The 13,226-nt window shown below is 67.6% G+C and carries 11 protein-coding genes; 9 read left to right on the top strand and 2 right to left on the bottom strand.

Features of this window, described 5'->3' with window-relative positions; all coding sequences use genetic code 11:
- Positions 1 to 11: 11 nt before the first annotated feature.
- The 4 genes from ABIC94_RS02690 to ABIC94_RS02705 all read left to right on the top strand — a co-directional run bounded on the left by ABIC94_RS02690 (position 12) and on the right by ABIC94_RS02705 (position 4,894).
- Complete coding sequence (locus ABIC94_RS02690) at positions 12 to 1,604, top strand: S41 family peptidase (RefSeq protein WP_354371131.1); 1,593 nt, start codon at positions 12 to 14, stop codon at positions 1,602 to 1,604.
- Positions 1,605 to 1,748: 144 nt separating this feature from the next.
- Positions 1,749 to 2,945 (top strand): nucleoside hydrolase, encoded by a 1,197-nt coding sequence (locus ABIC94_RS02695; protein WP_354371132.1) that lies wholly within the window; start codon positions 1,749 to 1,751, stop codon positions 2,943 to 2,945.
- 121 nt (positions 2,946 to 3,066) lie between these two features.
- The gene (locus ABIC94_RS02700; RefSeq protein WP_354371133.1) at positions 3,067 to 3,912 is read left to right on the top strand and encodes an amidohydrolase family protein; all 846 of its coding nucleotides are present in this window, start codon (positions 3,067 to 3,069) and stop codon (positions 3,910 to 3,912) included.
- Positions 3,899 to 4,894, top strand: a complete 996-nt coding sequence (locus ABIC94_RS02705) for a tripartite tricarboxylate transporter substrate binding protein (RefSeq protein WP_055806911.1) — start codon at positions 3,899 to 3,901, stop codon at positions 4,892 to 4,894. Before ABIC94_RS02700 ends, ABIC94_RS02705 begins: the two co-directional genes overlap by 14 nt.
- Positions 4,895 to 4,977: 83 nt before the next feature.
- Here the strand turns inward: ABIC94_RS02705 and ABIC94_RS02710 are convergent, their stop codons facing one another.
- Both ABIC94_RS02710 and recQ read right to left on the bottom strand, forming a co-directional pair.
- A complete protein-coding gene (locus tag ABIC94_RS02710) occupies positions 4,978 to 5,874 on the bottom strand; it encodes a LysR family transcriptional regulator (protein ID WP_354371134.1) in 897 nt (298 codons plus the stop codon).
- A 13-nt stretch (positions 5,875 to 5,887) separates the two neighbouring features.
- Positions 5,888 to 7,783: a DNA helicase RecQ gene (gene recQ, locus ABIC94_RS02715; RefSeq protein WP_354371135.1), complete on the bottom strand. Its 1,896-nt coding sequence runs from the start codon at positions 7,781 to 7,783 to the stop codon at positions 5,888 to 5,890.
- 293 nt (positions 7,784 to 8,076) lie between these two features.
- On the opposite strand from recQ, the gene ABIC94_RS02720 reads away from it, so the two are divergent.
- From ABIC94_RS02720 to hutH, 5 genes are all read left to right on the top strand, one after another.
- On the top strand, positions 8,077 to 9,045 hold the full coding sequence (locus ABIC94_RS02720; protein ID WP_354371136.1) for an ABC transporter substrate-binding protein: 969 nt from the start codon (positions 8,077 to 8,079) through the stop codon (positions 9,043 to 9,045).
- Positions 9,026 to 9,901: an ABC transporter permease gene (locus ABIC94_RS02725; protein ID WP_354371137.1), complete on the top strand. Its 876-nt coding sequence runs from the start codon at positions 9,026 to 9,028 to the stop codon at positions 9,899 to 9,901. Before ABIC94_RS02720 ends, ABIC94_RS02725 begins: the two co-directional genes overlap by 20 nt.
- Before the next feature lie 2 nt (positions 9,902 to 9,903).
- Complete coding sequence (locus tag ABIC94_RS02730) at positions 9,904 to 10,692, top strand: ABC transporter ATP-binding protein (protein ID WP_354371138.1); 789 nt, start codon at positions 9,904 to 9,906, stop codon at positions 10,690 to 10,692.
- 177 nt (positions 10,693 to 10,869) lie between these two features.
- A complete protein-coding gene (hutC, locus tag ABIC94_RS02735) occupies positions 10,870 to 11,607 on the top strand; it encodes a histidine utilization repressor (RefSeq protein ID WP_354371139.1) in 738 nt (245 codons plus the stop codon).
- 60 nt (positions 11,608 to 11,667) lie between these two features.
- Positions 11,668 to 13,221 (top strand): histidine ammonia-lyase, encoded by a 1,554-nt coding sequence (hutH, locus tag ABIC94_RS02740; protein WP_354371140.1) that lies wholly within the window; start codon positions 11,668 to 11,670, stop codon positions 13,219 to 13,221.
- Positions 13,222 to 13,226 lie beyond the last annotated feature (5 nt).

The following is a 13,226-nucleotide window of genomic DNA, read 5'->3' on the forward strand; positions in this document are numbered from 1 at the left end:
GGAGGGGCTCGATGAATTCATTCGACGCGAACGCGTGGGAGACGCCGCGCTCCACCGCATTCACCCCGGCCGCATTCGTGCTGGCCTGCGCAGCCTTCGTCCTGGCCGGCTGCGGCGGCGGCGGAGGAGGAGGGGGCGGCGGTGGGCTGCCCGTCTTCCTGCCGCCCACCACCACGCCCCCGGCCAGTGGCGGCAATGACGACACCATCGTTGCCTCGTCCACCGTGGCCGGCCTCTGCGCCGCCCCGCGCACGGGTACCAACCCCGAGACCGGTGCCGCCTATCCGGACAAGGCCGGCACGCTCACCGACGAGAAGCGCTGGGTGCGCGGCTGGATCGACGAAACCTACCTCTGGTACGGCGAGGTGCCGGCCACCCTGAAGGCGGCCGACTACGCCACGCCGGTCGCCTATTTCAGCGTGCTCAAGAGCCCGGCCGTCACCGCCTCGGGCCGCGCGAAGGACCGCTTTCACTACGTGTACGACACCGAGCGGTACCGGCAGCTTTCGCAGAATGGCGTGGCGCCCGGCTACGGCATGGAGTTCGCGTTCGTGCGCAACTCGCGTCCTCGCGACCTGCGCATCGCGTTCACCGAACCCGGTTCGCCCGCGGCCAGTGCAGGCATTGCACGCGGCGCGAAGGTGCTCGAAGTCGACGGTGTGGACGTGATAGCAGGCACCGACACCGCCACCATCAACCGCGGCATCTCACCCACCACCATCGGCGAATCGCACACCTTCAAGCTGCAGGAAGGCACCGCGACCCGTACCGTGACGCTGGCGGCGGCGAGCATCACGCGCACGCCGGTGCAGAACGTGAAGAGCATCGACACCGCCAGCGGCCGCGTGGGCTACCTGCTCTTCAACGATCACATCACGACCTCGGAGACGCAGCTCATCAACGCCGTGAACCAGCTCAAGCAGGACGGCGTGCAAGACCTGGTGCTCGACATGCGCTACAACGGCGGCGGCCAGCTCAACATCGCCAGCCGGCTCGCCACCATGGTGGCCTCGTCCACCGCCACCTCGGGCAAGACTTTCGAGCGCCTTGTGTTCAACGACAAGAACCCGTTCCACCTGACGCCGGCGCAAACGATCATTCCGTTCCATGCCACCAGCCGCGCCGGCGTGACGCTGCCAAGGCTCGATCTTTCGCAGGTGACGGTGCTGGTCGGCCCCGACACCTGCTCGGCCAGCGAGTCGGTCATCAACAGCCTGCGCGGCGTGGACGTCCAGGTCAACCTCGTCGGCGGTGCCACCTGCGGCAAGCCCTACGGTTTTTCTCCGCAGGACAACTGCGGCACGAGTTACTTCGCCATCCAGTTCCAGGGCGTCAATGCCAAGAACTTCGGCGACTATGGCGACGGCTTCGCGCCCACTTGCACCGTGGCCGACGACTTCGACCATGCGCTCGGCGATCCGGCCGAGGCACGGCTGGCGGCTGCACTGGCAATGCGCAGCGGCGGCGCATGCCCTGCAACAGCTTCGGCCAAGGCCTTGCCGGGGCTCGAGAAGTCCGAAGCGGCCGGCGAGCAGCCCTACCTGCTCCATCGCACACCGCTGCGCGAAATCCGCCTGCTCGAAGCCGCCCCCTCACCGGGCTGAGCCGCTTCGGCGGCCTCGCGGTTACCGCTTGAAACCTTGCCCTTCGCCACGCCCGTGGCTCGCCCATTAGAGTCCAAGCAAACGTTTGCGCAATCGTTTGGCATTTAGTTCTATATGGCGAGAGCCGCTCAGAAGGAGCCCGGGATGAAGATTCAGATTCAACGCCGCAAATGGATGGCCACGGCCTTGCTCGCCACAGTGCTCTCGGCCTGCGGCGGCGGGAGTGATGGCGGCAGCGGCGGTATCGGGCTCGCCCCGGGGTACGGCGCCGCCCCGCCTCCCGCGCAGAAGATCATCATCGACAGCGACTACAACACCATGAGCGACGACGGCCAGCTCGGCGTCATGGCCGCGCAGTTGCAGGCCGAAGGCAAGGTGCGGGTCATGGGCATCAGCGTGGTGTCGGGCAACCAGTGGCTCAAGCAGGGCGTGGCCGACGCGCTGATGTCCGTCGAGCGGCTCGGCGTGGGCGACCGCATCGGCATTTATGCCGGCGCGAACTACGCGTTCAACCACGACTACGCCACCATCGAGGCCGAGATGGCCGCCGGTTCCGGCGGGGACGGCTACCTGGGCGCCTGGAGCTCGCCCGAGCCCAAGACCGATGCCGACCTGAAGCCCTCGCCCGATGGCTTTGCCACCCGCACGGTGCTGCAGCGCAAGAGCGCGGTCGACTTCATCGTCGACACCGTGAAGGCCAACCCGAACGAGATCACCATCCTCGCCATCGGCCCGCTCACCAACATTGCGCTCGCGGTGAAGCAGAACCCCGAGATCGTCCCGCTCATCAAGAAAATCATCTACATGGGCGGCGCCATCGAAGTGGCGGGCAACACCACCAAGTTCGCCGAATTCAACTGGTGGTTCGACCCCGAGGCCGCGCAGTTCGTGGTGCGCCTGCCGATTCCGCAGGTGGTGGTGCCGCTCGACGTGACCGACACCGTCTTTCTCACCAAGCCGGTTTACGACCGCATCGCGCATCCAGCCAAGCCGACCGCCGTGACCGAGGTGTTCAGGCAGCTCAACGGCTACGGCTTCAGCGGCACCAACGGCTTCGAGAACAACCCGGACTACACGCAGAACATCTGGGACACGCTCACGCTCGCCTACCTCATCGATCCGAGCTACGCCACGCAAACGGTGGAGCGCTATGTCGACGTGGTCGCCAAGCCCGGCGCCGCCGACAACGGCCGCTCCATCGGCTACGCCTCGCAGCCCGCGGGGCCGGCGCTGCAGAAGATGACGGTGGTGAAGAAGTTCGACAACGCGCGCTTCTTCAACCTGTATATCGACCTGCTCACGCGGCCGGTGCCGATCGCGCTGCCCGCCGCGGCGAACTGAGCGTCATAAGCCGCGCTTATCCAAACGCAACCAGGAGACGCATTCCCAACAGGTTTTGCCTTGCGGATACTCGCCCACGTTCGCTTCCGAACGCACAACGATTCCGACCGAGACAAACACCGTGTCCCCCGCCGCCATCACAGCCGTCGACAGCCATGCCCACGTGTTCGCGCATGGCCTGCCCCTGGCGGCGGCGCGCCGGCATGCACCCGACTACGAGGCCACGCTGGCCGAATACCTGGCGCTGCTCGACGCGCACGGCGTCTCGCATGGCGTGCTGGTGCAACCCAGCTTCCTGGGCCTGGACAACAGCTTCCTGCTCGGCGCGCTGCGCGCCTGCCCCGGGCGGCTGCGGGGCGTGGCGGTGGTCGACCCGACAGCGGACGACGCCATGCTGCATGCCATGGCCGAGGCCGGTATCTGCGGCATCCGCCTCAACCTCGTGGGCCTGCCGCTCCCCGATTTCTCCAGGCCCGAGTGGCACCGGCTTTTCGCCCGCGCGCGGGCGCTCGGCTGGCATGTGGAACTGCACCGCGAATCCCACGACCTGGCACTCGCAGCGCAGGCCGTGCTCGATGCCGGATGCGCGCTGGTGGTGGACCATTTCGGCCGGCCTGCGTCGGCGCCCGCCATCGCCGATGAAGGCTTTGCCTGGCTTCTCGGCGCCGCAGCCAGCGGGCGCATCTGGGTCAAGCTGTCGGCCGCCTACCGGAACTGGCCCGCGGCAACGGACGGCACCGCCGCGCGCGATGCCGTCCGGGCGCTGCTGAAAGCCTTCGGCCCCGGGCGCCTGGTGTGGGGCAGCGACTGGCCTCACACCCAGCACCGCGACGTCGCGAGCTATGCCCCCACCTACGCGGCGCTGGCCGACTGGGTGCCCGACGAAACGGCACGCCGCCGCATCCTGGTCGACACGCCCGCGCAATTGTTCAAGTTCAAAACCGGAGACATCAATGACGACCAATGAGCTCTCGCGCGCACGCCTGCTGCGCGCCATTCCCCGTGCCCTTGCGGGCGCGGCCCTGCTGCTGGCCGGGCTTTCGGCGCATGCCGGCGCGTGGCCGGAAAAGCCCGTGAGGCTGGTCGTGAGCTATCCGCCGGGCGGCACCGTCGATGCGGTGGCGCGCATCATCGCGCCCAAGCTCTCGGCGAAGCTCGGCCAGCCAGTGGTGATCGACAACCGCGGCGGCGCCGGCGGTGCCATCGGCGGCGACCTGGTCGCCAAGAGCGCGCCCGACGGCTACACCGTGATGCTCGACGCCTCCAACCACGCCCAGAACCCTGCGCTGCGCAAGATGCCCTTCGACACATTGCGAGACCTGGCGCCGGTGTCGCTGCTGGTGAAGGTGCCCAACGTGCTGGTGGTGAATCCGTCGGCGCCGATGAAGAGCGTCGCCGACCTGATCGCCCAGGCCAAGGCGAAGCCGGGCGGCATCAACTACGCCTCGTCGGGCAATGGTTCGGCGCAGCATCTGGCCGGCGAGTTGTTCGCCTCGATGGCCGGCGTCCAGATCACGCACGTGGCCTACAAGGGCGGCGGTCCGGCGCTCACCGACGTGATGTCGGGGCATGTCCCCGTGTTCTTCGCCAGCCTGGCGTCCAGCCTGCCCTTCATCCAGGGCGGCAAGCTGCGCGCGCTGGCCGTGACCGGCAAGACGCATTCGCCTGCATTGCCGCAGCTGCCCACAGTGGCCGAAGCCGGCCTGCCCGGCTACGAGGTCTACGAATGGAATGCGGTGTTCGTGCCGGCCGGCACCCCCGCGCCCGTGGTGGAGCGCCTGTCGAAGGAGTTCGCCGCCACGCTCAAGGACCCCGAGGTGCGCACCCGGCTCGAAGCGCTTGGCGCCGAGGTGATCGGCTCCAGCCCGGCCGAGCTCGACAGCTTCCGCCGTGCGGAGATCGCCAAGTGGACCCGGCTCGCGAAGGACAACAAGATCCAGGTGGACTAGGCCGGCGCCGGGACGCTCCCAAGCAGGCCTGCGGCCCCCTCGGGGGGAAGCGAGGACACGAAGTGCCGGAGCGTGGGGGTCAACTAGGCCGGCGCCGGGCCGCTCCCAAGCAAGGCGGCGAAAGCGTCGGCGAACGTCGGACGCGAGCGCGCCAGCCACAGTGCCGACAACTCGAAGGCCGGCAGTCCGGCGCCGTCGCGTACCTCGGCATAGCGCACGCCCTCGTGCCGCAGCGCGCGCACCGAGCGCGGCAGCAGCGACCAGCCCAGGCCCGCCGCCACGCAGGCCAGCACCGTCAGCGTGCGGTTGGCGTCCTGGACCACCCGTGTCTCGTGGCCCGCGCGGCGCAGCGCGCCGAGCAACTGGGCGCGCAGGGCGGGAATCTGCTCTTCCGGAAACCACACCAGCCCGTGCCGGGCGATCTCGGCGAGCGACACGCAGCCGTCGTCGGCCAGCGGCCAGTCGGCCGGCAGCGCGGCGACCATCGCCTCCTCGCCCAGCCGCAATTCGTGCACCCGGGCGGTGACCGACACCGGCGGGTGCAGCAGCGCGATGTCGATGCGGCCGCCCTCCAGCGCCGCCACCTGCTCGGCATTGCTCATCTCGCGCAGCACCACGTCCAGCTGCGGATGTTCGGCGCGCAGCCGGCGCAGTGCGTTCGGCAGCACCTCGTAGACCGCATGCGTCACGAAACCCACGGTCAGCCGGCCCGCACGCCCGGCGCCCATGGCCCGCGCGCGCTCGGCCGCCGTGTCGCTGTAGGCGAGGCTGGCGCGCAGGTCGTCGATCACCGCGAGGCCGGCCTCCGTGAGCGTGGCGCCGCGGCGCGTGCGGGTGAACAGGCGCGTGCCGATCTCCTGCTCCAGCCGGTTCAGCGTTTGCGTGAGCGCCGGCTGTGCCAGGCCGAGCCGCTCGGCCGCCCGTGTGAGACTGCCCGCCTCGGCGACCGCGACAATGCAGCGCATCTGGCGGGTGTCCATGGCCGCGCCCGTGTCAGAACGCCTTGCAGACCCGCAGCACTTCGGCGCCGTAAGCCTCGAGCTTCTTGGTGCCGATGCCGCTGATGCCCTGCAGGTCTTCAAGCGTCGCCGGTGCGCGCTCGGCAATCGACGCCAGCGTGGCGTCGTGAAAGATCACATAGGCCGGCAGGTTGTGCTCCTTGGCCACCTCGGCGCGCCAGGCCTTGAGCGCCTCGAAACGCTTCTTGCCGGTGTCGTCGAGCTTGGCGGCAGCCGGTGACGGCGCGCCCTTGGCGACCTTCTCGCGGCGGGGCTTGCGCTCCGCCGGTGACGAGATGGATTCGCGCAGCGTCACGTTCGATTCGCCCTTGAGCACCGCGCGCGACCCTTCGGTGAGCTTCAGCGTGTTGAAGGCTTCCGCATCGACGGCCAGCGCGCCCGTGGCGATGAGCTGGCGCAGCACACCGCGCAACTGCACTTCGCTGAACTCCGCGCCCAACCCGAAGGTGCTGATGCGCTCGTGCCCGAACTGCTTGACCTTCTCGGTCTCCTTGCCGCGCAGGATGTCCATGATGTGGCCTGCGCCGAAGCTGATGCCGCTCAATTGCTGCACGCGGTAGATGGTGGAGAGCAGCTTGCGCGCGGCATCGGTGCCGTCCCACACCTGCGGCGGGTTCAGGCAGTTGTCGCAGTTGCCGCAAGGCGTGCTCTTCTCGCCGAAGTAGCCCAGAAGCCGCACGCGCCGGCAGTCGCTTGCCTCGGCCAGCGAGAGCAGCGCATCGAGCTTGCCGCGCATCACCTGCTTGAACTCTTCGCCGGCCGGGCTCTCGTCGATCATGCGGCGCTGGTTCACCACGTCATTCAGGCCGTAGGTCATCCAGGCGTCGGCGGGGGCACCGTCGCGGCCCGCGCGGCCGGTTTCCTGGTAGTAGCCCTCGATGTTCTTCGGCATGTCGAGGTGGCCGACGAAGCGCACGTCGGGCTTGTCGATGCCCATGCCGAAGGCGATGGTCGCGACCATCACGATGCCTTCCTCGCGCAGGAACCGGTCCTGGTGCTTCTGGCGTACCGCGGCGTCGAGGCCCGCGTGATAGGGCAGGGCGTTGACGCCCGCACCCTGCAGCGTCGCCGCAAGGTCTTCCACGCGCTTGCGCGACTGGCAATAGACCACGCCCGCATCGCCTTCGTGCTCGCGTTCGATGAAACGCAGCAGCTGCGTGGTCGCGTCTTTCTTCTCGACGATGGTGTAGCGGATGTTCGGCCGGTCGAAGCTGGAGACGAACTGCCGCGCTTCCTCGAGCTGCAGCCGCTCGACGATGTCGGCGCGCGTGAGCGCATCGGCCGTGGCCGTGAGCGCGATGCGCGGCACGCCCGGGTAGCGTTCGTGCAGCACCGTGAGCGCACGGTATTCGGGCCGGAAGTCGTGGCCCCACTGGCTCACGCAATGCGCCTCGTCGATCGCGAACAGCGAGAGCTTGCCGCGCTCCTTCAGCGAATCGAGCTGCGACAAAAAGCGCGGCGTGTTCACGCGCTCGGGCGCCGCGTACAGCAGCGTGATCTCGCCGCGCAGCATGCGGCGCTCCACGTCCTGCGTCTGCTCCCAGTCGAGCGTGGAATTCAGGAAGGCCGCGTTCACGCCGGCCTCGTGCAGCGCGCCGACCTGGTCGTGCATCAGCGCGATCAGCGGCGACACCACCACCGAGACGCCGCGGCCCGCGCGTTGCCGCGCAATGGCCGGGATCTGGTAGCACAGCGACTTGCCGCCGCCGGTAGGCATCAGCACCAGCGCGTCGCCGCCGCCCACCACGTGGTCGACGATGTCCTGCTGCGGCCCGCGGAACTGCGAGTAGCCGAAGACTTCGTGAAGGATGTCGGCGGGGGCGCTGCTGCTGCCGGGGGCGTCGAGGGGGAGGGGAGCGAGCGAGGACACAGGCAGCGGATGCGAAGGGCGGGGATGGGCAAGAAGGAGGGGAGACGTCGATTGTCCCCCACCAACCCGCGTATGACTGTGGCACGAGGTTTGCAAAGGTGAAGCCCGTCCCGCCACCCTTCCTGTATAGACAGCAATCTGGTGCATTTTCCTGAAGAGATGCACCGAAAGAGGCCTCTCGGGTTATCCTGTATATACAAGTTGGGGCGCTTGGCAACAATGCGAGGCGTGCGCAGCCCGACTTCGGGTGCATCGCCGATGCCTTTTTCCAGAGAACAGAACCAGGAGTACCCATGGTCAAGACGGTAGTTGTGAAATTCGCCTCCCTGCTGGCCGCAGGCGCATGTGCAGCGGGCATGGCTGGAACGGCCGCCGCGCAGGAAACAAAAATTGCGCTCGGCATGTCCGGCTGGACCGGCTTCGCGCCGCTTTCGCTGGCCGACAAGGCCGGCATCTTCAAGAAGAACGGCCTGGACGTCGAACTGAAGATGATCCCGCAGAAGGACCGCCACCTGGCCTTGGCCTCGGGTGCCATCCAGTGCGCGGCCACCACCGTGGAAACGCACGTGGCCTGGAACGCCAACGGCGTGCCCATCGTGCAGATCTTCCAGATGGACAAGTCCTACGGCGCCGACGGCCTCGCGGTGCGCAACGACGTAAAGAGTTTTGCCGACCTCAAGGGCAAGGCCATCGGCGTGAGCGCGCCCGGCACCGCGCCTTACTTCGGCCTGGCCTGGATGCTCAACAAGAACGGCATGACGCTGAAGGACGTGAAGGTGGTTTCGCTCGAGCCGCAGCCCGCCGCCCAGGCCTTCGTGGCCGGCCAGAACGACGCCGCCATGACCTACGAGCCCTATCTTTCGACCGTGCGCGCCAACCCCGCTGCCGGCAAGATCCTGGCCACCACGCTCGACTACCCGATGGTGATGGACACCGTCGGCTGCGCGCCCACTTGGCTCAAGGCCAACGCCAAGGCCGCGCAGGCGCTCACGCAGTCGTACTTCGAGGCGCTCGACATGATCAAGGCCGACCCGGCCAAGGCCAACGAGATCATGGGCTCGGCCGTGAAGCAGAGCGGCGAACAGTTCGCCAAGTCGTCGGCCTACCTGCGCTGGCAGGACAAGGCCGCCAACCAGAAGTTCTTCGCGGGCGAGCTCACCACCTTCATGAAGGAAGCCACGGCCATCCTGCTGGAGGCCGGCGTGATCCGCAAGGCGCCTGAAGACTATGCAGCAACCTTCGATGCAAGCTTCGTCAAGTAAGGCCCTGCCGCAGGTGCAGCCGCTGGCTGCATCGGCGCCCGCCGTCTCATCCAAGACCGTGGCACCCGCGCGGCGCCGCGTGTTCGCGCCGCTCGAACCCATCGGTGCCCGTGCGCGCGTGCTGCTGGGGCTCGGCTTCTTCGTCGTGTTCGTGCTGGTGTGGGCCATGGCCACGCTCGGCGGCTTCGTGTCGCCGACCTTCCTTGCTAGCCCGCCCACCATGGTCAAGGAAGGCTGGCTGCTCTTCACCGAGTACGGCTTCATCGGCGACATCGGCATGACCGTGTGGCGCGTGTTCGGCGGCTTCCTGCTGGCCGCGGTGTTCGCGGTGCCGCTGGGCATTGCGATGGGCACGTGGAAAACGGTCGAGGCCTTCTTCGAGCCCTTCGTCTCGTTCTGCCGCTATCTGCCGGCCTCCGCGTTCATTCCGCTGCTCATCCTGTGGGCGGGGCTGGGCGAGATGCAGAAGCTGCTGGTGATCTTCATCGGCTCGTTCTTCCAGATCGTGCTGATGGTGGCCGTGACCGTGGGTGGCGCGCGGCGCGATCTCGTCGAGGCCGCCTACACGCTCGGCGCCAACAGCCGCGGCATCGTGGCGCGCGTGCTCATTCCGGGTGCCGCACCCGGCATTGCCGAAACACTGCGCCTCGTGCTCGGCTGGGCCTGGACGTATGTGATCGTGGCGGAACTCATCGGCTCCTCCTCGGGCATCGGCCACATGATCACCGACAGCCAGGCATTGCTGAACACCGGGCAGATCATTTTCGGGATCATAGTGATCGGCGTCATCGGGCTGGTGTCCGACTTCGCCTTCAAGGCGCTCAACCGCCGCATGTTTGCCTGGGCTGCACTGTGATGATGACGAACAACAACCAACTCTCCATCCAGGGCGTGTCGCGCATCTTCACCGGCACCAAGGGGCAAAGCACGCAAGCGCTGCTGCCCATCGACTTCGAGGTGCGCGAGAACGACTTCGTCACCATCCTCGGCCCCTCGGGCTGCGGCAAGTCGACGCTGCTGCGCATCGTCGCGGGGCTCGACTTTCCGACCACCGGCCAGGTGATGCTCGACGGCGAGCGCATCGAAGGCCCGGGCGCCGACCGCGGCGTGGTGTTCCAGAGCTATACGCTGTTTCCGTGGCTCACGGTGGCGCAGAACATCCGCTTCGGCCTCCGCGAACGCGGCATGAGCGAAGCCGACCAGAAGGAACGCAGCGAGTTCTTCATTGCCAAGGTGGGCCTGCGCGGCTTCGAGAATCACTTTCCGAAGCAGCTCTCGGGCGGCATGCAGCAGCGCACCGCGATTGCGCGCGCGCTCGCCAACGACCCCAAGATGCTGCTGCTCGACGAGCCCTTCGGCGCGCTCGACAACCAGACGCGCGTGCTGATGCAGGAGCTGCTGCTCGGCATCTGGGAGTCGGCGCGCAAGACGGTGCTGTTCGTCACGCACGACATCGACGAGGCGATCTTCATGGCCAACCGCGTGGCGGTGTTCAGCGCGCGGCCCGGTCGCATCAAGACCGAGATCGCGGTCGACTTTCCGCATCCGCGCAGCTACACCATCAAGACGTCGCCGGAGTTCATGGACATCAAGGCGCGGTTGACGGAAGAAATTCGCGCGGAGTCGATGGCTGCTGCGGAGCACTAGGATGAAGGCCGGGTTTTCAGTTCATCGCGGTTTGCGTTTGGTGCGTTGTTCGGGGCGCTGCTGTTCAGGGCGCGCTCCCGAAGGCGGGGGACATTCGCGGAGGGGAGTACCCGGTGGCCTTTGCACGCGCCCCGAACAAGAGCAAAAACAAAAGCCCCATCGCGTTGGAAACCCGACATGAAACGCGACCTCCCCACCCTTGCGCTCTACGCACAAGTCAAGGATCACATCTCCCGCAAGATCCAGGACGGCACCTGGCCGCCCGGTCACCGTCTGCCTTCCGAGAGCGAGCTGGTCACGCAGTTCGGCATTTCGCGCATGACGGTGAATCGCGCGCTGCGCGAGCTCATGGAGCAGGGCCGCATCGTGCGCACGGCCGGCGTCGGCAGCTTCGTGGCCGAGAACAAGCCGCAGTCCACGCTGCTGCAGATTGCCAATATCGCAAGCGAAATCCGCCAGCGCGGACACGATTACCGCTGCGAGATGCTCGCGGTCGAACGACTGTCCGCCTCGCCCGACGTGGCCGCCTGGCTCGACATGCGCGCGGGCACCTCGGTGTTCCACAGCGTCTGCCTGCACATGGAGAACGACACGCCGGTGCAGCTCGAAGAACGCTACGTCAATCCGCTGGTCGTGCCCGACTACCTCGAGCAAGACTTTGCCGCCGTCCCGCCCAGCGAGTACCTGGTGCGCAACGTGCCCTTCGACCAGATCGAACATGTCGTCGATGCCGTGCTGCCCACCGCCGAACAGGCGAGCCGGCTCGCAATGGAGCCTACCGACCCCTGCCTGCTGCTCACGCGCCGCACCTGGACACGCAACACGCCCGTCACCTGGGTGCGCTGCCTGCACCCCGCCTCGCGCTACAGCCTGGGCAGCCGCTTCAAAGCCGACGGCAACCCCAGCTTCGGCTGAATTTTTTCGCTACGGAAACCGAAGGTTTTCTCTCGCAACCACTTGTATAGACAGGTTCACATGCCAACAAGCAAACACACCGCCACCACCCTGACCCTCACGCCCGGCAAGGTGGACCTTGCGATGCTGCGCCGCATCCAGGCCGGCGGCGTGCGGCTGGCGCTCGACCCCTCGGTGCAAGAGGGCATGGCGCGCGCCGAAGCGGCGGTGCGCCACATCGTCGACAACGACCAGGTGGTCTACGGCATCAACACCGGCTTCGGCAAGCTCGCAAGCACGCGCATCGGCAACGACCACCTGGCCGACCTGCAACGCAACCTCGTGCTCTCGCACAGCGTGGGCACGGGCGAGCCGCTGGACGCGCCTGTCGTGCGTATGGTGCTGGCCACCAAGGCCGTGAGCCTGGCGCGCGGCCATTCGGGCGTGCGGCCCGCGCTGGTCGATGCGCTGCTGGCCTTGTTCAATGCGGGTGTCATGCCGCGCATTCCGTGCAAGGGCTCGGTCGGCGCCTCGGGCGACCTCGCCCCGCTCGCGCACATGGCCTGCGTGCTGATCGGCGAAGGCGAAGCCACCACGGCCGAGGGCACGGTGGTCAGCGGTGCCGAGGCCATGCGCCTCGTCGGCCTGGAGCCCTTCGTGCTCGGCCCCAAGGAAGGCCTGGCGCTGCTCAACGGCACGCAGGTGTCGACCGCGCTCGCGCTTGCCGGCCTGTTCGGTGCCGAAGACGTGTTCGCTTCGGCGTTGATGTCGGGTGCGCTCTCGCTCGAAGCCATCCAGGGTTCGATCAAGCCTTTCGATGCGCGCATTCACGCCGCGCGCGGACAGCCGGGACAAATTGCAGTGGCGGGCGCGGTGCGCACGCTGCTCGAGGGCAGCGAGATCGTGCCCTCGCATGCCGACTGCGGCCGCGTGCAAGACCCGTACTCGGTGCGCTGCATCCCGCAGGTGATGGGCGCCTGCCTCGACAACCTCGCGCACGCCGCGCGCGTGCTGGTGATCGAAGCCAATGCCGCATCGGACAACCCGCTGGTGTTCTGCGACACCGGTGAAGTGATTTCAGGCGGCAACTTCCACGCCGAGCCCGTCGCCTTCGCGGCCGACATCATCGCGCTGGCCGTGAGCGAAGTCGGCGCTATTGCCGAGCGCCGCATCGCGCTGCTGCTCGACACCGGCCTCTCGGGCCTGCCGCCGTTCCTGGTGCGCGACGGCGGCCTGAACTCCGGCTTCATGATCGCGCAGGTCACGGCCGCGGCCCTCGCGTCGGAGAACAAGTCGCTCGCGCATCCCGCGAGCGTCGACAGCCTGCCGACCTCGGCCAACCAGGAAGACCACGTGTCGATGGCGACCTTCGCGGCGCGCCGGCTCGGCGACATGGTCAACAACACGGCCGTCGTCGTTGGCATCGAGGCGATGGCCGCGGCGCAAGGCATCGAATTAAAACGTGGCCTCAAGAGCTCCCCGCTGGTCGAAGCCGAATTCGCCAACATCCGCCGGAAGGTCGCCTTCCTCGAACGCGACCGCTACCTCGCGCCCGACATCGAAGCGATGCGCCAGTGGGCGCTGAAGGCCGAATTGCCGGCCGCGCTCTTGAACATCCTGCCCAGCCACGCCTGAACACC

The sequence above is a fragment of the Variovorax paradoxus genome (assembly GCF_040544635.1).
GTDB lineage: Bacteria > Pseudomonadota > Gammaproteobacteria > Burkholderiales > Burkholderiaceae_C > Variovorax > Variovorax paradoxus_R.

Coding starts and splice junctions, on each gene's coding strand:
- ABIC94_RS02730 (WP_354371138.1), top strand. CDS start 9,904: ATGACGAACAACAACCAACTCTCCATCCAGGGCGTGTCGCGCATCTTC.
- ABIC94_RS02725 (WP_354371137.1), top strand. CDS start 9,026: ATGCAAGCTTCGTCAAGTAAGGCCCTGCCGCAGGTGCAGCCGCTGGCT.
- ABIC94_RS02690 (WP_354371131.1), top strand. CDS start 12: ATGAATTCATTCGACGCGAACGCGTGGGAGACGCCGCGCTCCACCGCA.
- ABIC94_RS02705 (WP_055806911.1), top strand. CDS start 3,899: ATGACGACCAATGAGCTCTCGCGCGCACGCCTGCTGCGCGCCATTCCC.
- ABIC94_RS02710 (WP_354371134.1), bottom strand. CDS start 5,874: ATGGACACCCGCCAGATGCGCTGCATTGTCGCGGTCGCCGAGGCGGGC.
- ABIC94_RS02720 (WP_354371136.1), top strand. CDS start 8,077: ATGGTCAAGACGGTAGTTGTGAAATTCGCCTCCCTGCTGGCCGCAGGC.
- hutC (WP_354371139.1), top strand. CDS start 10,870: ATGAAACGCGACCTCCCCACCCTTGCGCTCTACGCACAAGTCAAGGAT.
- ABIC94_RS02695 (WP_354371132.1), top strand. CDS start 1,749: ATGAAGATTCAGATTCAACGCCGCAAATGGATGGCCACGGCCTTGCTC.
- hutH (WP_354371140.1), top strand. CDS start 11,668: ATGCCAACAAGCAAACACACCGCCACCACCCTGACCCTCACGCCCGGC.